Genomic DNA, 25146 nt, shown 5'->3' on the forward strand with positions numbered 1-25146 from the left:
CGACAGGCACAGCCTCAGGCGTGCACCTCGTCAGGGTCGTCGTGATGAAAACCTTCGTCTTCGACCTGCAAGGTGACGTGGGAAATATCGAACTGTTCGTGCAGCAACTCCGTCACCCGCGTGAGGATTTGTTGCTCAGTGCCTTGCGACGGATCCGCGACCAAATGCGTGCTGAGCACATTCTTGCCGCTGGTCAGCGCCCAGATATGCAAGTCGTGTACGTCCTTGACCCCAGGCACGCTACGAATGGCCTGCTCAACCTGATCGATATCCATACCGTCCGGCACGCCTTGCAGCAGTACGTTCATGCTTTCCTTGAGCAGCGTCCAGGTGCGTGGCAATACCCAGAAACCAATCGCCGCCGCTACCACGGAGTCGACCCAACCCCAGCCGGTAGACATGATCACCACCGCTGCGATGATCACACCGATAGAACCGAGCATGTCGCTCCAGACTTCCAGATAAGCGCCCTTCACATTCAGGCTTTCACCGCTGGCAGCGCTGAGCAGGCGCATAGAGATCAGGTTGACGATCAGCCCCAGCACCGCAATTACCAGCATGCCGGTGGACTGGATTTCGGCTGGCGCCTGCAGTCGTTGATAAGCCTCGTAGAGGATGTAAAACGCCACGGCGAACAGCAGCAGCGCATTAAAGGCCGCCGCCAGGATCTCGAAACGCGCATAGCCAAAGGTGCGCTTGCGGTCGGCCGCACGCTTGGCGACCTGAATGGCCACCAGGGAAATAGCCAGGGCCAGGGCGTCGGTCATCATGTGCGCGGCGTCGGACAACAACGCCAGGCTGCCGGTGACAAAAGCGCCGATAACCTCGGCAATCATGAAGCTGCCGGTCAGCCCCAAGGCCATCCATAACTTGCGTTCGTGGCCGGCACGTACTTGGGCGTGGCTGTGTCCTGCACTCATGACATGTCCTCGTGGTTTGTAGTCCGTTGATCATAGAGCTATAGGCCAAATTCCCACGCATACCTTGCAAACTTGTCACTCGCCCGACAGCTCACCGTTAGATTGAGCGCACCAAAATCGCCCATGAAAGCTCTGCGACAGTTCTATCAGGTATGCTTTTCACGCAGGAAACAAAAAGAAACAAATTAACCAACCTGTTCGATAAGGAGTCCCGTCTTGGAGTTATCGACTGCCGCGTGGATGGTTCACGACACCCGCCTCATGTTCTGCGTTCTACTGGCCATCGCCAGCATCATTGTGTTGATCAGCGCGACCAAACTGCCGCCATTCCTGTCGATCCTGATCGGTACGTTCATTGCCGGTGTGGGCGCAGGGCTACCGCCTGAAGAAGTCGCCAAAGCCTTCAGCAAAGGCGCCGGGGCGATCCTCGGTGAAGCCGGGATCATCATTGCCCTGGGCTCGATGCTCGGCGCACTGATGGCCGAATCCGGCGCGGCCGACCGCATCGCCACCACCCTGCTCGGGTTGGGCAAAGGCAAGTCACTGCCGTGGGTGATGGCGCTGGTGGCCATGGTGATTGGTTTGCCGCTGTTCTTCGAAGTCGGCCTGGTGATGATGGTGCCGATCATCTTCGTGATGGCTAAGCGTTCGAACCAGCCACTGCTGAAAATCGCCATCCCGGCGTTGGCGGGCATGACTACCCTGCACGCCCTGATGCCACCGCACCCGGGGCCGTTGATTGCGGTGAGCGCGTTGCACGCCGACCTGGGCCTGACCATGCTGCTGGGCTTCTGCCTGGCGGTGCCGGCCGTGATTCTCGCTGGCCCGCTCTATGGCAACTGGCTGTCCAAGCGCCTGCACGTGGATGAGCCGGCCGACATCGGCGCGCTGTTCAGCGCACCGCCCAAGGCGCCGCGCCAGCCGAGCTTTGGCGTGTCGCTGCTGATCATTTTGTTGCCGGTGATTTTGATGCTCGGCAGCACCTTGGCCAAAGTCGCACTGCCGGCGGAAAGCACCGTCGGCCTGACCTTGAAGTTCCTCGGTGAACCGCTGATCGCCCTCGGCCTGGCCGTCATCGCTGCCGTGATCTGCCTGGGCTGGGCCGCCGGCATGCCGCGTGCCGAAGTCGGCAACACCCTGCGCAAAGCCCTCGCGCCCATCGCCGTGTTACTGCTGACCATCGGCGCCGGCGGCGGCCTCAAGCAAACCCTGCTGGACGCCGGCGTCAGCCAGACCATCAGCAAGGTCGCCGAAGGCGCGCACATGCCGTATCTGCTGCTGGCGTGGTTGATTGCCGTAGCCCTGCGCCAGGCCACCGGCTCGGCGACGGTCGCTACTACCACCACGGCGGGTATCCTCGCGCCGATGATGGCCGGGCTGGCCGCAACCCAAAGCTCATTGGTAGCGCTGGCGATTGGCGCGGGCTCGGTGTTCTTCTGCCACGTCAACGACGCCGGGTTCTGGATGGTGCGTGAGTACTTTGGTTTGCAGCTGAAACAGACGATTTGGGTATGGTCGGTGTTGCAGACCATTGTTTCAGTCGTCGGCCTGATCGGTACGCTGCTGCTCTGGCACTTTTTGACCTGAGTTTCAGGCGGCCAAGGTGTGGCGCTTGCCAAACAGCGCCACACTCGCCACGCCCACCGCGCCCATCACCACGCAGTAACCCACGCAGATCCACGGGCTGGTCGGCATCAACGCGATCAACAACAGTGGCGTCGTACTCGCCCACAGTGCGTAAGCAATGTTGTAGGTGAAGGAGATTCCCGACACCCGCACCTGCGGCGGGAACAGGCCGACCATCACCGATGGCACCGCGCCCACTACGCCGCAACTCAAGCCCGCCACGGCATACGCCGCACCCAGCCACACGCCGCCGCTGATCAGGCTGGCGTACAGCACCGCAATCCCCACCGGCAGCAACAGGCTGTAGACCAGCACTGCGCGCCAGGCGCCGATGCGGTCGACCAGCAAACCGGCGAGCACGCAGCCGATATTCAGGAAGACGATGCCCAGCGCGCTTAGGGCGAAGGTGTGGCTGGGGCTCATGCCGAAGGTTTTTTGCATCATGGTCGGGGTGATCACCACCAGCACAACCACTGCCGAGGTGAGCACGCAAGTGAGGATCATCGCCGGCAGCAACACCGCGCGATGGTCGCGCAACACCGTGCGCAACGGCATTTCAGCGGCTGCCTGGCGGCGGGCCTGCATTTCGAGGAACACCGGGGTTTCGCTGAGCCAGCGCCGCAGCCACACGCCGATTACACCGAACACGCCGCCGAGCAAGAACGGGAAGCGCCAGGCGTAGTCGAGGATCTCGGCGGGGGTGAAGATTTGCGCCAGCAAGGTGGCCGTGAGTGCGCCGAGCAGGTAGCCGAAGGTCAGCCCCGCTTGCAGGAAGCCCAGGGCGTAGCCTCGGTGGTGACGCGGTGCGTGTTCGGCGACGAAGGTCCAGGCACTCGGTACTTCGCCGCCCACTGCGGCGCCTTGCAGCACGCGCAGGGCCAGCAGGATCAGCGGGGCGAAATAACCGATTTGCGCGTAGGTGGGCATGATCCCGATCAGCAGGCACGGCAAGGCCATCATCAGGATGCTCAGGCTGAACACGCGTTTGCGTCCCAGATGGTCAGCGAAGTGCGCCATCAGGATGCCGCCCAGCGGGCGCGCCAGGTAGCCGGTGACGAAGATGCCGAAGCTTTGCAGCAGGCGCAGCCATTCGGGCATTTCCGGCGGGAAGAACAATTGGCTGAGGGTCAGCGCAAAGAACACAAAGATAATGAAGTCGTAGATTTCCAGGGCACCGCCCAAGGCGGCCAGGCCCAGGGTTTTGTAGTCGGAGCGGGAAAAACGCTGCGCCTGTGGGGAAAAGGTGGCAGTCATGTAAAGGCTCGGCAGACAAACAAAATGGCGTGCAGGTTATGAGCTGCGCCCAGTGATGGCAATCGCGGCAGATATATTTGTTTTCCTCATGGATCGATGAAGATAACTGCATTCCCATATCAATGCCCGTAGCGGAACATGCCGTAAAACTGCCAACACCCATAATAAATACAAGAGGAAAGACTCGTGGCCGATGCTATCGAAGAAAGCCGCTATGCCCGATTTGCCCTGCGCTGCTCCAACTTCGCCGAACGCTGGTTTCCGGACTCCTGGGTGTTTGCCGCCCTCGCGGTGATCATTGTTGCCGTGGCGACCCTGGGCATGGGTGCCGCCCCCACCGAAGCCGCCAAGGCATTTGGCGACGGGTTCTGGAGCCTGATCCCGTTCACCATGCAGATGGCCTTTGTGGTGATCGGCGGGTATGTGGTGGCCAGTTCGCCGCCCGCCGTAAAGCTGATCGACCGCCTGGCACGTATCCCCAAGAATGGCCGCTCGGCGGTGGCCTGGGTCGCGTTGATTTCCATGGTCGCGTCTTTGCTTAACTGGGGCTTGTCCCTGGTGTTCGGCGGTTTGCTGGTGCGCGCACTGGCCCGTCGCACGGATTTGCGCATGGATTACCGCGCCGCCGGGGCTGCGGCTTATTTGGGTTTGGGCGCCGTGTGGGCACTGGGGCTGTCGTCTTCAGCGGCGCAGTTGCAGGCCAACCCGGCCAGCTTGCCGCCGTCGATCCTGTCGATCACCGGGATGATTCCGTTCACCGAGACGATCTTTTTGTGGCAATCGGGCGTGTTGTTGCTGGCGCTGATCGTGGTGTCGCTGATCATCGCCTATGCCACTGCGCCGGGACCGAACAGTGCGCGTGATGCCAAGGCGTGTGGTGTCGACCCGGCCTTCAATATGCCTAAACCACAGCCGCCGACGCGTCCGGGCGAATGGCTGGAACACAGCCCGCTGCTGACCATCTTGCTGGCCTTGCTGGCGGCTGGCTGGTTGTTCCATGAGTTCTCGACAAAACCTGCGATCAGCGCGATTTCGGGGCTGAACACCTATAACTTCCTGTTCATTATGGTCGGCGCGCTGCTGCACTGGCGCCCGCGCAGCTTCCTCGATGCGGTGGCGCGTGCAGTGCCGACCACCACGGGCGTGCTGATCCAGTTTCCGTTATATGGCTCGATCGCTGCGTTGATGACCGTGGTGAAAGGCGGCGACGGCCAGACCCTGGCGCACCATATTTCGTTGTTCTTCACCTCCATCGCCTCCCACGACACCTACGCGCTGTTGATGGGCGTGTACTCGGCGGTGTTGGGCTTCTTTATCCCGTCGGGCGGTGGCAAATGGATTATTGAAGCGCCTTACGTGATGCAAGTGGCCAATGACCTGCAATACCACCTGGGCTGGGCGGTGCAGATCTATAACGCGGCTGAGGCGCTGCCGAATTTGATCAACCCGTTTTATATGCTGCCGCTGCTGGGCGTACTGGGGCTGAAGGCGCGGGATCTGATCGGATTTTCGTTTGTGCAGTTGCTGGTGCACACGCCGCTGGTGTTGTTCCTGCTGTGGGCGTTGGGGACGACGTTGAAGTATTTGCCGCCGGTGATGCCTTAAACGACCCTGACTGCGCTTGTTGCACAGGCGCAGTCAGGCTGGAACCACAGGAAGGCGATGCAATAGATCAGGCAACGCCTCCTGGATCGTGTCCCAAACTACATCGAGGTTGATATCGAAATAACCGTGGGCAATCCGGTTGCGCATCCCGCGCATGCTACGCCAAGGGATCTGCGGGTGACTCGCAGCGAAATCCGGATGCTGATCCATGATTTTTGTTGATGCCTCACCAATGATGATCAGACTCATGACAACTGCTTGTTGAGTACGTCTGTCTTCCAGAAACTCTTCTTGTTCAAGCCTTCAACAAATGCGATCGCGTCAGCGGTGGCTTGCCTTATGTGATCCAAGTAGTCCCCGAGGCGATTTACTGTCATACCGGGCGAGCCTCAGCCAACACTTTTGCGCGAAACTTCAGTGGTAAATCGCCAGGCGTCAGCAGGTCCACATTGACCCCGAGCAGATCCTCCAGCTCTACCTGCAATCCACCAAGATCAAAAAGCGTGGTCCCCGGCGGAGCATCTACCAGCAGATCAAGGTCGCTACCTTCTTGATCGGTACCCAGCAATACAGACCCAAACACCCTTGGATTTGAGATACGGAAACGCCCCACCACCTCTCTGACGGCGGCCCGTTTTAGATCAAGGGCGATTGAAGGTTTCACGGTTCACCTCGGTGGCATCCATTATTGAAGCAGTTTAGCAGTGCCAGGGTGTGTGTATACATGCCCGATTTCTTACATCAACCTCGTCATTGCGTCACATTGCATTGCTAACTCCCTGGCCAGATGTATCGGGTTTTCCCACTCATCGCAGTGACGCCCTCTGACTTCTCTCACCCGCGCCTTTGATTAATCTGCCTTGGCTTACCACCCACAAACGCCAAGGAAAATACGATGACGCCGCTGTCCAAATCACTGGAAGAGTTGATCAATGATATTTACAAGGACGACCGCGTATCGTTCGTCGAGTACAAGACCCTGCGAGACGATGCCGATCGGCGTATGGCTGCCGTCGTCAAAGAGTTTGGCCTGCACAATAACGTCACAGCCTTCCAAAAAGTGATGGACGTGGCCATGCAGCTTTTGCAAACCACGGTCATCGATGCAAAAAAAGCCAGGCTGACCGACACGGGCGAGGCCATCGTCAAGGATGCGTTGACGGCTCAAGTGGAGTACTTGCGCGCGGGTAGCCAATTGGCACTGCACTTGTTGTAATCGCCCCTTAGCGTTCAAGCCGCTGTCTTCGTTCCGTCACATTGCATTGCTACCGTCCTGCGAAATATCTTGCAACAATCAGCCAGCAGGAACGCCCAGCAATGAGTGACGAGCACGAAGACCGCCCTTCTCCCGATTCCGTAACCCGACCGCCCGTGGACACCAGCCGTCGGCGTTTCCTTGGGGGCGCGGCGGTGCTGGGGGTTGGCGCCACGTTGAGTGCTTGCGGCAATGCCAGCGAGCCTGCAGGCAAACCGCAGGTGCAGCCGCTTACACCGCAAGAGCTGGACAAGGCCTTGCACGAGCAGGTGAAGACGGTGGTGGTGATTTACGCCGAGAACCGTAGCTTCAACAACCTGTTCGCAGACTTCCCTGGCGTGGAAAAACCACTGTCGGCGCTCTCCGCTGCCGACGTGCAGCAACGGGACCGTGACGGCAGCTTGCTGACCAGCCTGCCACCGGCCTGGGGCGGCGTCTTGCAAGTGGGTCCGCAAAGCGTGGATGGGGTGACTTACCCCAGCGAAGTGCAATACCAGGAAAACCTGCCCAACACGCCATTTGCGCTCAAAGGCCCGAATGCCGAAGACCTGCCGCTGAGCCTGGTCACCCGGGACTTGTGGCACGTGTTCTATCAGAACCAGATGCAGATCAATGGCGGCAAGAACGACAACTTTGTCGCCTGGGCCGATTCCGGCGGCCTGGTGATGGGTTATTACGCCCAGAGCCGTTATTCACTGCGCCTGTGGGATGTGGCCAAGGAGTTTGTGCTGTGCGACAACTTCTTCCAGGGCGCTTTCGGTGGCTCGTTCCTCAACCACCAGTACCTGATCAGCGCCACCGCGCCGTTTTATCCGAATGCAGCGCAATCGGTGGCCAAGGCGCAGATCGCCACGCTGCAAAGCGATGACCCCACCGACCCGCGCCTCAAGCCGCTGGACAAGTCGCCAGCCAGCGCCATGACCGGCCCGCCGCAGTTCGGCCCCAGTGCCTTGACGCCGGACGGCTACGGCGTGAACACCCTGGCGCCGCCGTACTGGCCGACGTGGATTCGCGACCCGGAAAACCCGGACTACTCCAAGCCCGATCTGCCCAACGTGCTGGTGCCGCAAACCCACGAGCATATCGGCGACAAACTGTCGAAAAAGAACGTCGATTGGGCCTGGTATGCCGGTGCCTGGCAAGCGACCCTGGACCAGTTCAAGGACTCGGGCGGTATCCCGAAAATTCCGAACTTCCAGTATCACCACCAGCCGTTCAACTACTTCAAGCAACAAGGCCCGCAAAACCGTGCAGAGCGCGACAAGCGCTTGCGTGACGGCGGTTTGGGCGATGATTCCGGCACCAACAAGTTCTTCGCCGATGCCCAGGCCGGCAAGCTGCCCGCCGTGACTTTCTACAAGCCCCAGGGCAACCTGAACATGCACGCCGGCTACGCCGATGTGGCCTCGGGCGACCGCCATATCGCCCGCGCCTTGAAAGTGCTGCAAGAAAGCCCGCAGTGGAAAAACATGGTGGTGGTGGTCACTGTCGATGAAAACGGCGGCTGGTGGGACCACGTGGCACCGCCCAAGGGCGATCGCTGGGGCCCGGGCACGCGGATTCCGGCGTTGGTGGTGTCGCCGTTTGCACGCAAAGGCACGGTGGACCACACGGTTTACGACACGGCATCGATCCTGCGTTTAATCACCCGTGTGTTCCAGTTGGAGACGCTGGACGGCCTCAAGCAGCGCGATGACGCGATGATCGCCCGCGGCCAGAAGCCCATGGGCGATTTGAGCAACGCCTTGCAGTTCAACCGGTAGGTTTTCTTATCCAATAGCGACATGCCTGGCGATTTAGCACGCGGTTTTCCTGGTCAACCGCTACTGTGTGCAAGTGGGCTTTCACCCCGCGCAGACGGGCTTTCGCTGACAAGGAACCAACTATGTTTAAACCGACCAGGCTGTCCTTCACCCTGGCCGCACTGCTGGCCAGTGCGGTCGTACAGGCCGACATCGAAGTACCACTGGGCAGCACGCAACGCGTCACCCAACTGTTCGCTTTCCCCAATAACTGCAATGTGATCTGCTTTCGGCCATGGACGCTGGAGCAGACCGCCGAGCACTATTTAAACCAGAGCTTGCAGCGCGACGGGTACAGCCGTGCCAAGGTCAGTGTGAAAACCCACGACGGCCAAGTTTCAGCCACCTTCAGCGGCGTGCCCGAGCATTACGGCCAGCCCCTGACCACGCTGCTCAACACCGCCGACCTGGCCTATCAAGGCGCCAATAAACTCAACAGTGACGGCAAGTGGGCCTACAACTGGTACTTGTTCCTGCCGCTGGGCATGGCCCTGGAAAACCGCAAGAGCATCGAACTGCTGCACTTCCCGCCCGACTACTCGCTGACCCAGGCCCAGGATTACCTGGAATCGGCCACCACTGACCGCTGGGCCACTTTGCTCACGGATAATGGCATCCCGGCCACGGAAACCCCGGCCTACCAGACCATCATTGATATTGCGCCGATCGCCGCGCCGTCGAATGCGGGCAAGGACCTGGAAAACGTCTACAGCTACTTTGCCGATTACCAGACGCGCATGGTCAAGGAGCTGAGCCTGCACGCCAACGGCTCATTGCCGATGGTCGCATTCGGCGCACCGGTGCGTAACTGGATCAAACAACAGTACGGCCAGACCGTGGCCGTGCTGGGGTTGGCGCAGATCAGCCCGACTGCCGGTAAAACCGTGTCGGTATTGGGCTCCAACCACCCGAGCTATATCTGGTATGCGGCAGATCCGGCCAGCTATGACGGCAATGAACAAAAAGCCGATGAGGCCGGTTTGAAAGTGATGGGGCAAGATTTGAGCGCCGCCTGCTGGCAAGCCGGTATGGGCCAGAAACCCGCCAGTGACCCGAATGTATTGCTCAAGGCCTGCATGAACACCTGGCAAGTCACGCGCAAGGAGCAGACCTGCGAGCTGTTCTACACCTCGGTGCGCAACCTGACCCCGGAGCAAGCCAACGCCAAATGCGCCACCCCGCCCATCAAGGCGCAGCTGAAACAGCTGAAAGACGCCGCCCCAATCCCCGCTGTTACAGCCCCTGCGCTGTAAATCGTACAAAATATAACCGGTTTCTACTGTCAGATCTGACAGTAGAAATCGCCTACAACTTCAGCGAGTCTTGAACGGTACCCATCCGCTGCAAGACTGGCAGTCAGACCCCATCGCAGGTCGATGCAGCCTAGCCCAGGAGAGTTATGAAAACTCAAGCCATGGATAAGGCTAAAACTGCTGTGAGTGACTGCCTTTACCCCTTCAAAACGGTGCTCGTTGAACAGGGTTACCCTTCGACTAAAAACTTCCAGGTCGTACAAGATGCAAATGGCATTGGCGCCGCGCTCAAGGCATGCGTCGCCTTTGACAGCCGCGTGCGCATTGCCAGAGTGTCCGGCTATGCCTTGAGCGAACGACGTGCCCACACCTTGCAGCTCTCGTCACGTATCCACCTCTATGACCCGTGGTTCAGCCGCCTGATGTTGCACTCCTGCAATCCGAACGTGTTTTTTGATTCCACGTACCTGGAAGTCTGGACTGTGCAGCCCATTGCGGCCGGCACCTTGCTGACGATGGATTACGCCACCACCGAGGATGCGTTGTTTCGGCAGTTCGCCTGCCAATGCGGCGAGCTGAATTGCCGCGGCTGGATAACCGGCGCCAAGGAGCCATTGAACGCCGAAGGCCAGGCGTTCATGACCCAATGGCGCATACGCAAACGGCCTTAAGCTTCGCCCAGTGGGCGCAGGCGATATTGCGGCGGCAATTGCTCGAAACCACTGATGGTGGTGTTCAAACTCTTCCAGCGCCCATCCTTGATGCCGTAGATGCAGCCGTGGATCGACAGGCTCTGCCCTCGGTGCCAGGCGTTTTGCACAATGCTGGTGTGGCCGACGTTGGCCACCTGCTGGATCACGTTGAGCTCGCACATACGGTCAACGCGCTCTTCTTCGGTCGGCAGTTGGGCCAGCACGTCACGGTTTTCGTAATACAGATCGCGAATGGTGCGCAACCAACCGTCGATCAGGCCGAATTGACGGTCCTGCATCGAAGCGCGCACGCCGCCGCAGCCGTAGTGGCCGGTGACGAGGATGTGTTTGACCTTGAGCACGTCCACCGCGTACTGGATCACCGACAGGCAATTGAGGTCGGTGTGGAGCACCACGTTGGCCACGTTGCGGTGTACAAACAGGTCGCCGGGCAGCATGCCAACGATCTCGTTGGCCGGAACGCGGGCGTCGGAGCAGCCGATCCACAGGTATTCCGGGGTTTGCTGGCGGGCGAGCTTGGCGAAGAATTCGGGATCTTCCTGTTTGATCGCATCCGCCCAGCGTTCGTTGTTATCAAGCAGGTCTTGTAGTTCGTTCATCAGGGAAAGCCTCAGGAATGATGCGCAGTTTTGTGACTGACGACCCTTCGTCCGGGTCACGCCGCCCGCAAATTAGCTTGAATCTTTGGCGAGCCGTGCCTGTCCACACACTATAAGCCCCACAGTATGAGGATTGGCCATGACTGAATCACAACGTCCCTACGGCGCTACCCAGCCCGAACCGATTGATGACAACGAAGACCGTATGGGTGAGATGCGCGAGCTGGATTTTGACGAGGAAGAGCCGACCGCGGAAATCGGCGATGAACTACCGCGCCGCGAGCGCGAACACCTTATGCCCGACGAACGGGTGCGCGAAGCTGGCATGACTGGAGCCTCGACCGATGATCATGAGTCCACGGATGATGACATGAGCCCGGAGACGCTGATCCATGAGGATGGCGCCCGGGATGCGCGTGAGGCGGGTGAAGACGAACCCGCCGACTGGGACCTGAGCATTGTGGATGAGGATCAGATTGGCGGTGGCAATGGCCTGGATGAGGCCGAATTGGCGGATATTGACCCGATAGACGGTAACCGCTGACACAGCCTGTGAACACTTCCCGTGTGGGAGCGGGCTTGCCCGCGATGCAGGCGCCTCGGTGTTTCAGCCAGACCGAGGTGATGCTATCGCAGGCAAGCCAGCTCCCACAGGGCCTGCTTGCACATCGGGTTCTATGTCTTAGTCAACTAAAGTACAGGCCATCACGACCGCATCTTCGCGGCCGCCGACGGCCGGGTAGTAATCGCGCCGACGGCCGATTTCGTTGAAACCGTAGCGCTCATACAGCCGGAATGCGCCGGTATTGCTATCGCGCACTTCCAGGAAGCACTCACGCGCACTGGCGGCGTACGCGCGAGACATCAGGTGCTCCAGCAGCGCCAACCCCAGGCCACGGCCCTGGTTTTCCGGTTTGACGGTGATATTCAGCAAGTGCGCTTCATCAAGGATGATCTGCACCACACCGTGGCCCACCTGCTGCTCGCCTTCGAACATCAACCAGATCTGGTACTTGCCCAGCCCGTCGAGAAAGATACCGCGGGTCCAGGGATGGCTGAACGCCGCGTATTCAATCTTAAGTACGGCATCGAGGTCCGCCTCGGTCATCGGGCGGAACGATAAAGCTTCACTCATCGGTACTTTTCCAGCGCGCCATCAGCCGGCGCATGGCTTGCCAGACATCAGCCTTACGCTGTGGCTCTTCCATTAATAATTCCAGGCCCGGCAAGGCCCATACCGCGCCCAGGCCTTCGACCTGCAGCTCGCGGTACCAGGCTTCGGCGTTCGCCTCACCGGCAAAACGCACGGCGGGCAGGCCGATCAGCCACAGGCACACGCAGGGTTCGTCTTCCAGGCGCGCCGAGACAAAACCCTGGACAAAATCCCGTGCAGCTTCCGGGCCCTGGTCCATGTTGCCGCGCACCAGCAGCGGCCAGCGCACGGGGTCGCCGACGATTTGCGGGCTGTCGGGCAGGCCGGCGGCGCGCAGCATGTCTTTTAGCAGCATGTAGGCCGGGTCGCGGGTCTGGAAACGTTCGCCCGTAGGCAGTTCCACCAGCAGCAGGCAGCGCCCGGCCCGCAGCAATTGCAGGGCAAAGCGTGGCGGCGGCACCACCGGGGCCTTGACCACCGGCGCTGGCGCTTCGGCCGCCACAGGTTTGGCCACCGGCGACGGACGCGGCACTTCGACCTTGGCACGTTCCACCGTTGGCCGCGTTTCGGGCGCAGGCTTGGCCACCGTCACCGGCGCAGCGGCTTCCTCGCCCGACACTTCGAACGCCTCATAGGGCTCAAGCGCCTGCAGCAGCTCGGGCCGCGACGGCGCGGCAAACGGCAGTTCGGTGCGGGGCAGCCAGTTGACCACCTGCATGGCGGTCAAGTAAGCGCGACGTCGGGACTCGATAAGCACAGCTCGGCCACTTGTGGATAACTAAAGAGCGGGGATTCTACCGCTGTTCGGTAACAATCGCCCACTGCGCACTGACCGGCTGTGGATAAATCCCGCGCCTGATGCAGTACAATCGCGACTTTTAATCGCCAACCAGCCGGCCATTCCGATGATCGAACCCAAGCGCGTCTTGCGCGCCCTCGCCGAACACTGGGCCTTGCTTGAGCCACTGTGCGAACACTTCGACCAAGGCACCTTGAGCCTGGGCGAGCTGCGCGCACAACTGGCGGCCCAACAACTGGACAGCACGCCACAGGACATCACCAGCCTGTTGGACGTGTGGATACGCCTGGATATCCTGGTGCCTGTCGCCAAGAGCCCGAACCGTTTCGAGCTCAACGCACAGATCCACGACTTCCTCGCCTATCTTCGCAAGGAGCACCGGCTTGGCCTGTGCCTGGAAATCGAAGCCTACCTGCGCCACCTCGAGCGCCTGGCAGGTTACATCCAGGACGCCTTTGACATCCGTGATGGCCACGACTTGGCCCGCCAACTGCGCTTGCTGGACATGCGCGTGCGGGACGTGCTGAAAAAACTCGCTAACGACGAACAAGCCCTCGCGGCCGTGGCCGACCGCGCCAAGACCAGCGACCGCCAAATCCCGTTGCGCCAGCGTTACGCCGAGGTACTGGCGACCTGGGACGAATATGTCGAACCGATGATCCAACTGGTGAACGCCGACGGCGCCTTTGAGCAAGGCGTGCGCAAGGTCGAAAATGTGCTGCTGCGCATGCTCACCGAGCAGCAGCGCCTCGGCCATCTGGTGGACGACGACATGCTGCTGCGCACCCACGCGCGCATCCTCGAAATGCAAACCAGCGCCCAGCTGACCTTGCGCCATGCCCGCGAACTGCTGCTGCCGCTGCGTGAAGAAGCGCGCCGCCACAACGCCGTGACCCGTGGCGCGGCGCTGGCCTTGTCGGCCATTCGCCGTAAAGGCCTGGATGCGGTGCCGCAGGCCGCAATGCCGATGTTTACCCGCCCGCAAAGCACCTTCCTGGGCAGTGCCAGCCAGGTCGAAGCGTACGTGTATGCCCTGGCTAATTTCGAGCCGAAACCGGCACGTTTCCCCAAGGCGCACAAATCCCATAAGGGCGAAGCCCAACGTGCGCCGCGCACGGTAAAGGAAATGCTCGAGCGCTGCGAAGACGCGTTGCCGATGCCGGACCTGATGACCTGGCTGCTGGAGCAGGAACCGGACGGCGCCACCGACGAATTGCTGTACTGGTTCTCACGGCTCTCGCGGGAAAAACGCTTTAAGCGCGAACGCCTGGAACGCCGCGACTACCACACACACGAGCACCAGGTCAGCCTGCGCTCATTCGCCCTGCTCCCGGCTGGCACTGATGCCACCGAGAATTCTGCGAGCACGCCTTATGCATCTTGATCTATCCGAACTGTCCCAGCTGGCGCCGATCTTTCGCGAGCTGTTCAAGGGTTACCACGTCAGCCGCCGCGACCCGGAGCTGTACGCGCAACTGTCGAACTTCCAGGACCAGTACCGCACGCTGTTCAAGGCCCTGGGCTTTGAGCTGGTGTGTGACACACGCGGTTTCTATTACTTCGTGCCGGACACTGCCGTGGCGGCGGCGCAGGTCAACAAGACCGCGCAACGTTTGGCGCTGTTTACCTTCATCATCGTCGAGCACCTGGCCGACCAGGGCCGCGACCCGATCGCCGTGCTTGATGGCGGCAGCCTGGGCCGCGATGAATTGCCGTCGTTGCTGGAAAAGTACCGCGACCTGTTTATCCAGGCCGAAGTGCAGACCCAGGAAGAGCTCGAAGAAAAGATCATGCGCCGCATGACCCAACTGGGTTTTGCCAGCGAAGACAACGGCATCTATCGCTTCCTGCCGCCGATGCACCGCTTCCTCGACGTATGCCTGTCGGTGCAGCAGGACCGTGACCTGGCCGCCAGCGTACACAGTGTGTTGCCATTGCCGGCGCCGGTGATCATCGATGAAGACAGCGACGAGAAGTTGCTGAAAACCGATGACCCGCTGGACCTCAGCGACTTCGAAGAAGAAAGCGAAGAAGACGCCATGGCCCGCGCCATTGCCGAAGAACAGGAGACCGACGCATGAGTAAGGAACGCTACGGCATCCGCCGCTTTGCCCTATTGAACACCGCGGGTTACAGCCTGGGCTTGTTCCCGCTGGAAGAACCGTTGTCGGTGTACGGCGCGAATAACCTGGGTAAATCTGCGTCGATCAACGCCTTGCAGTTCCCGATCCTGGCGCGCATGTCGGACATGAGTTTCGGCAAGTACACCCTGGAACAATCGCGGCGCTTCTACTTTGCCACCGACACCAGCTACATCCTCGTGGAAGTTTCGCTGCCCCACGGCCCGCACGTGATCGGCGTGGTCGGGCGCGGCCCGGGCGGTGGTTTCGGTCACCAGTTCTTTGCCTATGCCGGCAAGCTGGACCTGGCGCATTACCAGAAGAACGACACCTGCCTGCGTCAGAAAGAGCTGTTCACCAACCTGGAGCGCGAAGGCCTGAAAGCCTACGAACTCAAGCCGGATGAATTGCGCCGTTTGCTGGTCGGTGGCCACACGTCAATCCCGCTGGACCTGACCCTGATTCCGCTGCGTTCCACCAGCGAACAGAGCCTGAAGACTTTCCGCGCGCTGTTTATCAACCTGCTGCACATGCGCGAAATCACCGCGGCCAAGCTCAAGCAATTGTTCCTGGATGCGTTCGAACACAGCCTGCGTTCCGGCAGCGTGGATTACATCGCCGCGTGCGAAGAAGCCTTCCGAGATGTAAGGCGCATGGAGCAGGACTACAACTCGCTGGTGGCTGCCGGGCCATTGGTTGAGGCACTCGCCAATGGCGTGCGCTTGCGCGATGTATTGCGCGGCAAATTGCATCGCCTGTCGCCCTTGCTGGATTCGTTGCTGGGCACCTGGTCGGACTACGCCAGTGCGCGCAAGGAAGAGCTGACTATCCAGGCCGAGCACTACCGTAACGAGCAGGACGCGCTGCAAAACGATCAGCGTGGCGGCACCCAGGAACTGATGCGTCTGGAGCGCGAGATCAGTGGCATTCAGCGTTGGCTGGGCGAGCTGTCGGTGCTCAAGCATCGCTTTGCGCTGGTGGATGACGTCAAGGTGCTGGAGCAGCAACTGCTGGCGGCCAAGGATGCGCACGATGAATTGGCGGGCGCCCTGGCGCAATCCCGACAGTTCAGCGCAGAGGACTTGGACGAGCGCTTGCGCGACCTGGAAAAACGTTTGAAGTCGGTCAAGCAGCAGCTCGACCACGCCGACAACAACAGTTACGCCAAACTGCGTGAAGAATTCTCACAGCAGGATGTCGAGCGTCTGATGCGCCTGTTCAATAGTTCGTTGTTCAGTTTGCCGCTGGGCGAGCATGGCATCACGCTGGATGAGGATGGCCAGTGGGTTAAATCCCTGGAGCAGATCCTTGATGGCTTCAAGGGCGAGAAATTTGAAGTGCCGGGCCTGTCGATCGACATCTCCCATATCGAGCCACCGGCCTTGCAGGCACTGGCTGATCGCGCGGCGCTGCGCGACCAGAAAGAGCGTCTGGAAAAAGAACTCAAGCAGCTCAAGACGCAGCAGGCCGTAGCCTCTGACCGTGCGGCGAGCAAGACCCAGACTGAAGCGCTGTACCAGCAAGTGCTGGATGCGCAAAAAGCGCTGGAAGACTTCCGTCGCGCACAAACCCTGAGCGCGGAAGAAGGCGAGAAGCTCGAAAACCTGGCGCAGATGGAAGCTGCGCAAAACGAGTTGAAGCGCTCCAGTGATGCCTTCACCGAGCGTGTCCAGCAGTTGTCGGCCAAGCTGCAATTGGTCGGCCGTCAGATTGGCGATATGGAAGCCAAGCAACGCACGCTGGATGACGCGTTGCGCCGTCGTCAGCTGTTGCCGGCCGACTTGCCGTTCGGCACACCATTCATGGACCCGGTCGACGACTCCATGGACAACCTGTTGCCGTTGCTCAATGACTATCAGGACAGCTGGCAAGGTTTGCTGCGCGCTGATGGCCAGATTGAGGCGCTGTACGCACAGGTGCGCCTCAAGGGCGTGGCCAAGTTCGACAGTGAGGATGACGTAGAGCGTCGTCTGCAATTGCTGATCAACGCGTACGCGCACCGTACCGATGAAGCCCTGACGTTGGGCAAGGCGCGCCGTGCGGCTGTCACCGATATTGCGCGGACCTTGCGCAATATTCGCAGTGACTACGACAGCCTTGAGCACCAGTTGGCCTTGTTCAACCGCGAGATCAACAAGCGTCAGGTATCGAACCTGCAAAGCTTCCGCATCGTGCTGGCGCCGAACAAGGAAGCCCTCAAGCATATCGACCAGATCATCCACAGTGCCGGCCAGTATGAAGAAGGCGAAACCCTGTCGGTGTTCGACCTCAGCCAGAGCGCCGAGCAGGACAACAAGAACGAAGAAGCCAAGGAATACCTGGCCCGTCTTGTGGCTGCCAACCATAACCAGTTGGGCCTCAAGGACTTGTTCGAGCTGGCATTTGAAATCACCAAGGTGCATGGCCAGCCGGTGATTCACACCGACATCGATGGCGCGGCGTCCAACGGCACCACCATGACCATCAAGGCGCTGACCAACATGTATTTGTTGCTGCACTTGATGGACCGCGACCAGGCCGGGCGCGTGCGTTTGCCGTACTACCTCGACGAGGCGGCGGATATCGACGAGAAGAACCAGGCGGCGTTGCTGGAAACCAGTTTGCAGCTGGGCTTTGTGCCGATTCTGGCCAGTGTGAAGCCGCAGGTGTCCGCCCAGGTGGCGATCGACCTGGAAGGCGGCAGCGGGCCGAATGGTATCTACATTGATGAGGCGGACTGGAAGTACATCCGTCGTCATGATGTGGTGAAGGCGACGGTGAATGTGCAGGCGGATGAGCCGGAGTTGGATGAGGTTTAAGCCACTGCGCTGAAATGTAAAAAGGCCGCGATCTATATGGATCGCGGCCTTTTTTATAGGCTGGGTTTTTGCAGTGATGTTGAGGGCCTCATCGCGGGCAAGCCCGGCTCCCACAGGAGATATGCATTCCAATGTGGGAGCCGGGCTTACCCGCGATGGCCGCGCCTCGGTCTATTTGCCGAGCGGAATCTTAGGCGCCCAGGTCAGCCACTCATCTTCAAACTTATCAAACAACGGGAACGTCTGCTGCGGTCGCGCCGCATTGCCCATCCGCTCGCCATCTGGCGTGGCGAAGGCGATACCACCAGCCACCAACGTCTCCAGTGACTCCGTGCGCACCGTCGCCCCCTTGAACAAGCCGAAGTCCAAACCAAACCCACTGGTATTCCAGAAGCGGCTGCCACTGCGCACCAGTGGTGCATATTTAGGCTCGATCAAAATGTGCACCAGCACCCGGTCGGCGGTCTGGCCCAGCTCGTAGCCGGTGACTTTGCCTACAGTGACTTCACGGTAAGTGACGGGCACGCCTTCCTTCAGCGAACCACGGCGTGCGGCGCTGAGGACCAGGCTCAGGCCTTCTTCCTGGTGAACAGCCTCTGGTGGCTTGTCCAGCGCGACGAAGCTCTTTTGCGGCCCGGTGTTTTTCACGGCGGGCTGCACTTCGATGTATTGGCCGGTGACCAGGGTCTCCAGGTTCGCGGTTTTCATCAGGCCCAGCTCAGGCTTGACCACCCAGAACTGGCTGCCACTGCGCGCAATACGATCAGCCACTTGGGTGATCCGGGCGCTGAGCAATACCGACTGCATGTCGGCACTGAGGTCGACGTTCTCGATCTTGCCCACGTCGAGGCCTTTGAAGCGTACTGGCGTGCCGGGGCGCAGGCCGTCGGCGCGATCAACCTTGATGGTCACCAGGGTGCCGTGCTGGTTGGCCGCTTCGCGATCGGCAAACAGGCGGAAACGCGGGATACGCTTTTTCAACGGTACATTCTGTTCCGGGGTTTCGAAGGCGATACCGCCCGCCATCAGGCTAGCCAAGGATTCACTCTTCACTTGAATGCCGCCGGTGAGGCCGCCAGTCAAGGTGACGCCGCTGGCATTCCAGAAACGCGTCGAACCGTTGACCAGGTTTTCGTATTCCTTCTCGATGTGGACGCCGATCACCAGTTGCTTGTTTTTGCGCGAGAACTGGTAGCTCTGCACCGAACCGACCTTGACCTGTTTGTAGAGGATCGGGCTGCCCACATCCAGCGAGCCCAGGTTGTCGGTGAAGAGCACCATGTGCAGGCCTGGAGAACGCAGGTCCAGTGGCGGCGCTTTGGCGCGGGCGACGTACTCACGTTGCGGTGCGCTGCCTTTGTCGCCGGGGCGGATGGCAATGTAGTTACCTTTTACCAACGCCTCCAGACCGGTGATGCCGGCCAGGGAGATGGACGGCTTGACCACCCAGAACTGGGTGTCTTGCACCAGGTAATCTTCGGCGAGCGGGTCGAGGGTCAGCTCAGCGTGGGCGCTGGACAGGTCCGGGTCAATCTTCAGGGTTTTCAGGCTGCCGACCTGGATGCCTTTGTACATGACCGGAGTGCGCCCGGCCTGCAGGCCTTCAAAGTCGGTGAGCTTGACCTTGACCTTGATGCCGGCGGCAGCGGCGTCGAAATCCTCATAAAGACGGAAAGGCAGGCTCGGATCAGTCGGCGGGCTGTCCTTGCGATTTTCAGGGGTGGCGAACGCGATACCGCCGGCGACGATGCTGGACAGCGATTCGCTACGCACTTTTACGCCGGATAGATTGGCGTCGATACTGATGCCGCTGGCGTTCCAGAAACGCGTATGTTTGCGCACCAGGCTGGCGTAGGTCGGTTCGATGTAGACCTTGATCTCGACAGTGCTCTGGTCCTCGGACAGCAGGTAGCTTTTGACCTGGCCAACCTGGATCTGCTTATAGAACACCGGGCTGCCACGATTCAGTGAGCCGAGGCGATCGGCTTTAAGGGTCAGGTGCAGGCCTGGCTTGGCGTCAGATAACGGTGGCTCTTCGGAGAGCGCCTTGAATTTGCGTGTGGGCTCGCCGTCGCCAGGGCTGGCAGCAATGTAGTTACCCGAGACCAGGGTTTCCAGGCCGGTGATACCGGCGAGGCTGACGCTGGGTTTTACCAGCCAGAAGCGTGTATTGGTCTTGAGGTATTGCTCGACGTCCTTGTTCATCTCGATGGTGGCGATCACCCCGCGATTGCTGCCTTCGTCATCCAGGGCCAAGGCTTTGACCTTGCCCACCGTCATGCCTTTGTAGACCACTTCGGTTTTGTTGACCTGGATGCCCTCGCCACTTTCAAAGCGCACCTGGATCTCGATGCCTTGTTGGGAATAGGCACGCCATCCCAGCCAGCCGCCGATGATCAGCGCAATCAGGGGAAGCACCCAAATGGCCGACCAGTTGGAGGCCGGGCGGGTTTTAGCTTTAGGCAAATCACTCATGGTCGTCGTCCGACTCCGTGTTATCCCAAATCAGTCGGGGATCAAAAGTTACTGCGGCAAGCATCGTCAAGATCACCACACTGGCGAACGCTGCAGCGCCAAGGTTGGCCTCGACGCTGGCAAGTCGCCCAAAGTTAACGACCGCCACCAGGATGGCGATCACGAAGATATCCAGCATGGACCAGCGGCCAATGAATTCGATAAAGCGGTACATGATAATGCGTTGTTGTGCGGACAGCGGTTGATGACGTTGTACCGAAAACAGCAACAAGCCAATACCCACCAGCTTGAACGTCGGCACCAGAATGCTGGCGATAAATACCACCGCAGCGATGGGGAACATTCCGTGCTGCACCAACTGAATCACGCCCGCCATGATCGTACTGGGATCACCCTGGCCGAGGGAGTTGATTGTCATGATGGGCAACAGATTAGCCGGGATGTACAGGATCGCTGCAGTGATCAGCAACGCCCAGGTACGCACAAGGCTGTTGGGGCGACGCGCATGGATGAGCGCACCGCAACGGGTGCACAACTGCTCATCGGTATCCGCCTCTTGCTTGTTCAGCTCGTGGCATTCGGTACAAATCAGAATGCCTGCATCAATCGCCCGCATGATCATCCTCTCCTGAAAGTGCTTGCCAGATCTGGTGGGGCGACATCACCACCTCCAGCAGTACTTGAACCACTAATAAGCTAACGAAGCAGACAAGCCCCAAGCCAATGGTGATGGAGGCCATGTCCGCGAGCTTGACGATCGCGACCAGCACGCCCATCAGGTAAACCTCCAGCATCCCCCAATCTTTCAGGTGATGGTAAATGCGGTAGAGCAACAGCCCATAATTGCGACCGATATTCCATCGGATACTGAGCAGCACAGCCAATTGGCAGAGTAGCTTGAGCAGCGGAATCCCCATGCTGCACAGGAACACCACAGCCGCTACACCTTGCATGCCGGTGTCGAACAGACCGACCACGCCGCTCCATACGGTGTCCTCCGAGGACTGCCCGAGAAGATTGAGCTGCATGATGGGTAAAAAGTTCGCAGGGATGTACAGCAACAATGCCGCCAGCACCAAAGCGAGGCTTCGCTCAACCACGTTGTGGCGGTGTGCGTAGAGCTCGTAACCGCAACGCGGGCATTGGGCTTTTTCACCGAGGGCGAGTACGGGGTTGCGCATCAGCAAGTCGCACTCATGGCATGCCACCAGATCCTCCAGTGGTAACTGCGACACCTCGACGGTATCAACCGGATCGGGCATAGATAGGGCTCGAGCTCTAAAAAAGGTTAGGTGCCTATTCTAATGGTCTGGTTCAGAAATAACTGTGCAAATTTGTCGGCAGCTTTGGACGGGTTTGGGTTTTCGACCGCCCAAAACAAAACCCCTGATTGCGTTAGCAATCAGGGGTTTCGGAATTTAATCTTGACGATGACCTACTCTCACATGGGGAAACCCCACACTACCATCGGCGATGCATCGTTTCACTACTGAGTTCGGGATGGGATCAGGTGGTTCCAATGCTCTATGGTCGTCAAGAAATTCGGGTACTGAGTCGTAGCCAGCTGGCTTCGCTTCAGCAAATTGGGTATGTGACAGCTTTCGGTGTTTTGTGAGCGTCGAACTTTCGGTTCATCTCGTCTTCACACACCGCAATCTGATGCTCTCTCGAGAAACAAATTGCTTGGGTGTTATATGGTCAAGCCTCACGGGCAATTAGTATTGGTTAGCTCAACGCCTCACAGCGCTTACACACCCAACCTATCAACGTCGTAGTCTTCGACGGCCCTTCAGGGGACTCAAGGTCCCAGTGAGATCTCATCTTGAGGCTAGTTTCCCGCTTAGATGCTTTCAGCGGTTATCTATTCCGAACATAGCTACCCGGCAATGCCACTGGCGTGACAACCGGAACACCAGAGGTTCGTCCACTCCGGTCCTCTCGTACTAGGAGCAGCCCCTCTCAAATCTCAAACGTCCACGGCAGATAGGGACCGAACTGTCTCACGACGTTCTAAACCCAGCTCGCGTACCACTTTAAATGGCGAACAGCCATACCCTTGGGACCGGCTTCAGCCCCAGGATGTGATGAGCCGACATCGAGGTGCCAAACACCGCCGTCGATATGAACTCTTGGGCGGTATCAGCCTGTTATCCCCGGAGTACCTTTTATCCGTTGAGCGATGGCCCTTCCATACAGAACCACCGGATCACTAAGACCTACTTTCGTACCTGCTCGACGTGTCTGTCTCGCAGTCAAGCGCGCTTTTGCCTTTATACTCTACGACCGATTTCCGACCGGTCTGAGCGCACCTTCGTACTCCTCCGTTACTCTTTAGGAGGAGACCGCCCCAGTCAAACTACCCACCATACACTGTCCTCGATCCGGATAACGGACCTGAGTTAGAACCTCAAAGTTGCCAGGGTGGTATTTCAAGGTTGGCTCCACGCAGACTGGCGTCCACGCTTCAAAGCCTCCCACCTATCCTACACAAGCAAATTCAAAGTCCAGTGCAAAGCTATAGTAAAGGTTCACGGGGTCTTTCCGTCTAGCCGCGGATACACTGCATCTTCACAGCGATTTCAATTTCACTGAGTCTCGGGTGGAGACAGCGCCGCCATCGTTACGCCATTCGTGCAGGTCGGAACTTACCCGACAAGGAATTTCGCTACCTTAGGACCGTTATAGTTACGGCCGCCGTTTACCGGGGCTTCGATCAAGAGCTTCGCGTTAGCTAACCCCATCAATTAACCTTCCGGCACCGGGCAGGCGTCACACCCTATACGTCCACTTTCGTGTTTGCAGAGTGCTGTGTTTTTAATAAACAGTCGCAGCGGCCTGGTATCTTCGACCGGCATGAGCTTACGGAGCAAGTCCTTCACCCTCACCGGCGCACCTTCTCCCGAAGTTACGGTGCCATTTTGCCTAGTTCCTTCACCCGAGTTCTCTCAAGCGCCTTGGTATTCTCTACCCAACCACCTGTGTCGGTTTGGGGTACGGTTCCTGGTTACCTGAAGCTTAGAAGCTTTTCTTGGAAGCATGGCATCAACCACTTCGCTAACTAAAAGTTAGCTCGTCATCAGCTCTCGGCCTTAGAATCCCGGATTTACCTAAGATTCCAGCCTACCACCTTAAACTTGGACAACCAACGCCAAGCTGGCCTAGCCTTCTCCGTCCCTCCATCGCAATAACCAGAAGTACAGGAATATTAACCTGTTTTCCATCGACTACGCTTTTCAGCCTCGCCTTAGGGACCGACTAACCCTGCGTCGATTAACGTTGCGCAGGAAACCTTGGTCTTTCGGCGTGGGTGTTTTTCACACCCATTGTCGTTACTCATGTCAGCATTCGCACTTCTGATACCTCCAGCAAGCTTCTCAACTCACCTTCACAGGCTTACAGAACGCTCCTCTACCGCATCACTTACGTGATACCCGTAGCTTCGGTGTATGGTTTGAGCCCCGTTACATCTTCCGCGCAGGCCGACTCGACTAGTGAGCTATTACGCTTTCTTTAAAGGGTGGCTGCTTCTAAGCCAACCTCCTAGCTGTCTAAGCCTTCCCACATCGTTTCCCACTTAACCATAACTTTGGGACCTTAGCTGACGGTCTGGGTTGTTTCCCTTTTCACGACGGACGTTAGCACCCGCCGTGTGTCTCCCATGCTCGGCACTTGTAGGTATTCGGAGTTTGCATCGGTTTGGTAAGTCGGGATGACCCCCTAGCCGAAACAGTGCTCTACCCCCTACAGTGATACATGAGGCGCTACCTAAATAGCTTTCGAGGAGAACCAGCTATCTCCGAGCTTGATTAGCCTTTCACTCCGATCCACAGGTCATCCGCTAACTTTTCAACGGTAGTCGGTTCGGTCCTCCAGTTAGTGTTACCCAACCTTCAACCTGCCCATGGATAGATCGCCCGGTTTCGGGTCTATTCCCAGCGACTAGACGCCCTATTAAGACTCGCTTTCGCTACGCCTCCCCTATTCGGTTAAGCTCGCCACTGAAAATAAGTCGCTGACCCATTATACAAAAGGTACGCAGTCACCCAACAAAGTGGGCTCCCACTGCTTGTACGCATACGGTTTCAGGATCTATTTCACTCCCCTCTCCGGGGTTCTTTTCGCCTTTCCCTCACGGTACTAGTTCACTATCGGTCAGTCAGTAGTATTTAGCCTTGGAGGATGGTCCCCCATATTCAGACAAAGTTTCTCGTGCTCCGTCCTACTCGATTTCATGACTAAGAGATTTTCGCGTACAGGGCTATCACCCACTATGGCCGTACTTTCCAGAACGTTCCGCTAATCTCAAAGCCACTTAAGGGCTAGTCCCCGTTCGCTCGCCACTACTAAGGGAATCTCGGTTGATTTCTTTTCCTCAGGGTACTTAGATGTTTCAGTTCCCCTGGTTCGCCTCTTACGCCTATGTATTCAGCGTAAGATAACCATCTTATGATGGCTGGGTTCCCCCATTCAGACATCTCCGGATCAAAGTCTGTTTGCCGACTCCCCGAAGCTTTTCGCAGGCTACCACGTCTTTCATCGCCTCTGACTGCCAAGGCATCCACCGTATGCGCTTCTTCACTTGACCATATAACCCCAAGCAATCTGGTTATACTGTGAAGACAACATTCGCCGAAAATTCGAATTTCTCAATTAAGAGAACTCACAAATTTTACCTTAGCCTGATCCGTTACCAGTGAAAGTAACGTTCAGTCTATCTTTCTATCACATACCCAAATTTTTAAAGAACGATCTAATCAAAGACTAGAAATCAATA

General features: G+C 58.6%; 20 protein-coding genes and 2 rRNA genes. 10 read left to right on the forward strand and 12 right to left on the reverse strand.

Features of this window, described 5'->3' with window-relative positions:
* Window positions 1–14: 14 nt before the first annotated feature.
* A complete protein-coding gene (locus P5706_RS29710) occupies window positions 15–920 on the reverse strand; it encodes a cation diffusion facilitator family transporter (protein ID WP_285683800.1) in 906 nt (301 codons plus the stop codon).
* Window positions 921–1136: 216 nt separating this feature from the next.
* Here P5706_RS29710 and P5706_RS29715 point away from each other — a divergent pair, with 216 nt between their 5' ends.
* On the forward strand, window positions 1137–2507 hold the full coding sequence (locus P5706_RS29715; protein WP_106805243.1) for a GntT/GntP/DsdX family permease: 1371 nt from the start codon (window positions 1137–1139) through the stop codon (window positions 2505–2507).
* Between the two features lie 3 nt (window positions 2508–2510).
* Here the strand turns inward: P5706_RS29715 and P5706_RS29720 are convergent, their stop codons facing one another.
* On the reverse strand, window positions 2511–3800 hold the full coding sequence (locus P5706_RS29720; protein WP_285683805.1) for an MFS transporter: 1290 nt from the start codon (window positions 3798–3800) through the stop codon (window positions 2511–2513).
* 186 nt (window positions 3801–3986) lie between these two features.
* On the opposite strand from P5706_RS29720, the gene P5706_RS29725 reads away from it, so the two are divergent.
* The gene (locus tag P5706_RS29725; RefSeq protein WP_074854380.1) at window positions 3987–5405 is read left to right on the forward strand and encodes a short-chain fatty acid transporter; all 1419 of its coding nucleotides are present in this window, start codon (window positions 3987–3989) and stop codon (window positions 5403–5405) included.
* Between the two features lie 33 nt (window positions 5406–5438).
* On the opposite strand, the gene P5706_RS37325 is transcribed toward P5706_RS29725, so the two are convergent.
* Both P5706_RS37325 and P5706_RS29735 read right to left on the reverse strand, forming a co-directional pair.
* Window positions 5439–5654, reverse strand: coding sequence for a HepT-like ribonuclease domain-containing protein (locus P5706_RS37325; protein WP_455930060.1), 216 nt, complete (start codon window positions 5652–5654; stop codon window positions 5439–5441).
* Window positions 5655–5778: 124 nt separating this feature from the next.
* Entirely contained in the window at window positions 5779–6069 is a 291-nt protein-coding gene (locus P5706_RS29735; protein WP_017134527.1) for a nucleotidyltransferase family protein, read from the reverse strand.
* A gap of 231 nt (window positions 6070–6300) precedes the next feature.
* Here P5706_RS29735 and P5706_RS29740 point away from each other — a divergent pair, with 231 nt between their 5' ends.
* From P5706_RS29740 to P5706_RS29755, 4 genes are all read left to right on the forward strand, one after another.
* Window positions 6301–6621, forward strand: coding sequence for a hypothetical protein (locus P5706_RS29740; protein WP_285683808.1), 321 nt, complete (start codon window positions 6301–6303; stop codon window positions 6619–6621).
* Window positions 6622–6722: 101 nt separating this feature from the next.
* Window positions 6723–8423: an acid phosphatase gene (locus P5706_RS29745; RefSeq protein WP_285683810.1), complete on the forward strand. Its 1701-nt coding sequence runs from the start codon at window positions 6723–6725 to the stop codon at window positions 8421–8423.
* A gap of 122 nt (window positions 8424–8545) precedes the next feature.
* Complete coding sequence (locus tag P5706_RS29750) at window positions 8546–9715, forward strand: hypothetical protein (RefSeq protein WP_285683812.1); 1170 nt, start codon at window positions 8546–8548, stop codon at window positions 9713–9715.
* Between the two features lie 146 nt (window positions 9716–9861).
* Complete coding sequence (locus P5706_RS29755; RefSeq protein WP_285683815.1) at window positions 9862–10386, forward strand: SET domain-containing protein-lysine N-methyltransferase; 525 nt, start codon at window positions 9862–9864, stop codon at window positions 10384–10386.
* On the opposite strand, the gene can is transcribed toward P5706_RS29755, so the two are convergent.
* Window positions 10383–11027 (reverse strand): carbonate dehydratase, encoded by a 645-nt coding sequence (gene can / locus P5706_RS29760; protein WP_003188288.1) that lies wholly within the window; start codon window positions 11025–11027, stop codon window positions 10383–10385. The two genes, P5706_RS29755 and can, sit on opposite strands and share 4 nt — an antisense overlap.
* Window positions 11028–11166: 139 nt before the next feature.
* Between can and P5706_RS29765 the strand changes: the two genes are divergently transcribed.
* Window positions 11167–11571, forward strand: a complete 405-nt coding sequence (locus P5706_RS29765; RefSeq protein ID WP_285683818.1) for a serine kinase/phosphatase — start codon at window positions 11167–11169, stop codon at window positions 11569–11571.
* A gap of 138 nt (window positions 11572–11709) precedes the next feature.
* On the opposite strand, the gene rimI is transcribed toward P5706_RS29765, so the two are convergent.
* Both rimI and P5706_RS29775 read right to left on the reverse strand, forming a co-directional pair.
* Window positions 11710–12162: a ribosomal protein S18-alanine N-acetyltransferase gene (gene rimI, locus P5706_RS29770; protein ID WP_005784514.1), complete on the reverse strand. Its 453-nt coding sequence runs from the start codon at window positions 12160–12162 to the stop codon at window positions 11710–11712.
* A complete protein-coding gene (locus P5706_RS29775) occupies window positions 12155–12898 on the reverse strand; it encodes an energy transducer TonB (RefSeq protein ID WP_285684929.1) in 744 nt (247 codons plus the stop codon). Before P5706_RS29775 ends, rimI begins: the two co-directional genes overlap by 8 nt.
* A gap of 187 nt (window positions 12899–13085) precedes the next feature.
* Here P5706_RS29775 and mksB point away from each other — a divergent pair, with 187 nt between their 5' ends.
* Genes mksB through mksF form a run of 3 tightly spaced genes read left to right on the forward strand, consistent with a single transcriptional unit; the run spans window position 13086 to window position 17897 of the window.
* A complete protein-coding gene (gene mksB, locus P5706_RS29780) occupies window positions 13086–14363 on the forward strand; it encodes an Mks condensin complex protein MksB (protein ID WP_017134535.1) in 1278 nt (425 codons plus the stop codon).
* Window positions 14353–15060: an Mks condensin complex protein MksE gene (gene mksE, locus P5706_RS29785; protein ID WP_056859190.1), complete on the forward strand. Its 708-nt coding sequence runs from the start codon at window positions 14353–14355 to the stop codon at window positions 15058–15060. Before mksB ends, mksE begins: the two co-directional genes overlap by 11 nt.
* On the forward strand, window positions 15057–17897 hold the full coding sequence (gene mksF, locus P5706_RS29790; protein WP_285683826.1) for an Mks condensin complex protein MksF: 2841 nt from the start codon (window positions 15057–15059) through the stop codon (window positions 17895–17897). Before mksE ends, mksF begins: the two co-directional genes overlap by 4 nt.
* Before the next feature lie 171 nt (window positions 17898–18068).
* On the opposite strand, the gene P5706_RS29795 is transcribed toward mksF, so the two are convergent.
* From P5706_RS29795 to P5706_RS29815, 5 genes are all read right to left on the reverse strand, one after another.
* Window positions 18069–20372, reverse strand: a complete 2304-nt coding sequence (locus P5706_RS29795; protein ID WP_285683828.1) for a PqiB family protein — start codon at window positions 20370–20372, stop codon at window positions 18069–18071.
* Entirely contained in the window at window positions 20365–20988 is a 624-nt protein-coding gene (locus tag P5706_RS29800) for a paraquat-inducible protein A (RefSeq protein ID WP_017134539.1), read from the reverse strand. Before P5706_RS29800 ends, P5706_RS29795 begins: the two co-directional genes overlap by 8 nt.
* The gene (locus P5706_RS29805) at window positions 20975–21634 is read right to left on the reverse strand and encodes a paraquat-inducible protein A (protein WP_285683830.1); all 660 of its coding nucleotides are present in this window, start codon (window positions 21632–21634) and stop codon (window positions 20975–20977) included. Before P5706_RS29805 ends, P5706_RS29800 begins: the two co-directional genes overlap by 14 nt.
* Window positions 21635–21794: 160 nt before the next feature.
* Window positions 21795–21910: ribosomal RNA gene (gene rrf / locus P5706_RS29810) — 5S ribosomal RNA — on the reverse strand.
* Window positions 21911–22066: 156 nt separating this feature from the next.
* Window positions 22067–24957 (reverse strand): 23S ribosomal RNA (locus P5706_RS29815).
* Between the last annotated feature and the right edge of the window lie 189 nt (window positions 24958–25146).

The sequence above is a fragment of the Pseudomonas sp. ChxA genome (genome assembly GCF_030263855.1).
Classification (GTDB): Bacteria; Pseudomonadota; Gammaproteobacteria; order Pseudomonadales; family Pseudomonadaceae; genus Aquipseudomonas; species Aquipseudomonas fluorescens_CB.

What these genes read in the sequence shown, in the direction of transcription:
- P5706_RS29800 (WP_017134539.1), bottom strand. Translation starts at nt 20,988, where the DNA reads ATGCGGGCGATTGATGCAGGCATTCTGATTTGTACCGAATGCCACGAG.
- P5706_RS29710 (WP_285683800.1), bottom strand. Translation starts at nt 920, where the DNA reads ATGAGTGCAGGACACAGCCACGCCCAAGTACGTGCCGGCCACGAACGC.
- P5706_RS29795 (WP_285683828.1), bottom strand. Translation starts at nt 20,372, where the DNA reads ATGAGTGATTTGCCTAAAGCTAAAACCCGCCCGGCCTCCAACTGGTCG.
- mksE (WP_056859190.1), top strand. Translation starts at nt 14,353, where the DNA reads ATGCATCTTGATCTATCCGAACTGTCCCAGCTGGCGCCGATCTTTCGC.
- P5706_RS29720 (WP_285683805.1), bottom strand. Translation starts at nt 3,800, where the DNA reads ATGACTGCCACCTTTTCCCCACAGGCGCAGCGTTTTTCCCGCTCCGAC.
- P5706_RS29755 (WP_285683815.1), top strand. Translation starts at nt 9,862, where the DNA reads ATGAAAACTCAAGCCATGGATAAGGCTAAAACTGCTGTGAGTGACTGC.
- rimI (WP_005784514.1), bottom strand. Translation starts at nt 12,162, where the DNA reads ATGAGTGAAGCTTTATCGTTCCGCCCGATGACCGAGGCGGACCTCGAT.
- P5706_RS29805 (WP_285683830.1), bottom strand. Translation starts at nt 21,634, where the DNA reads ATGCCCGATCCGGTTGATACCGTCGAGGTGTCGCAGTTACCACTGGAG.
- P5706_RS29765 (WP_285683818.1), top strand. Translation starts at nt 11,167, where the DNA reads ATGACTGAATCACAACGTCCCTACGGCGCTACCCAGCCCGAACCGATT.
- can (WP_003188288.1), bottom strand. Translation starts at nt 11,027, where the DNA reads ATGAACGAACTACAAGACCTGCTTGATAACAACGAACGCTGGGCGGAT.
- mksB (WP_017134535.1), top strand. Translation starts at nt 13,086, where the DNA reads ATGATCGAACCCAAGCGCGTCTTGCGCGCCCTCGCCGAACACTGGGCC.
- P5706_RS29750 (WP_285683812.1), top strand. Translation starts at nt 8,546, where the DNA reads ATGTTTAAACCGACCAGGCTGTCCTTCACCCTGGCCGCACTGCTGGCC.
- P5706_RS37325 (WP_455930060.1), bottom strand. Translation starts at nt 5,654, where the DNA reads ATGAGTCTGATCATCATTGGTGAGGCATCAACAAAAATCATGGATCAG.
- mksF (WP_285683826.1), top strand. Translation starts at nt 15,057, where the DNA reads ATGAGTAAGGAACGCTACGGCATCCGCCGCTTTGCCCTATTGAACACC.
- P5706_RS29775 (WP_285684929.1), bottom strand. Translation starts at nt 12,898, where the DNA reads ATGCAGGTGGTCAACTGGCTGCCCCGCACCGAACTGCCGTTTGCCGCG.
- P5706_RS29745 (WP_285683810.1), top strand. Translation starts at nt 6,723, where the DNA reads ATGAGTGACGAGCACGAAGACCGCCCTTCTCCCGATTCCGTAACCCGA.
- P5706_RS29740 (WP_285683808.1), top strand. Translation starts at nt 6,301, where the DNA reads ATGACGCCGCTGTCCAAATCACTGGAAGAGTTGATCAATGATATTTAC.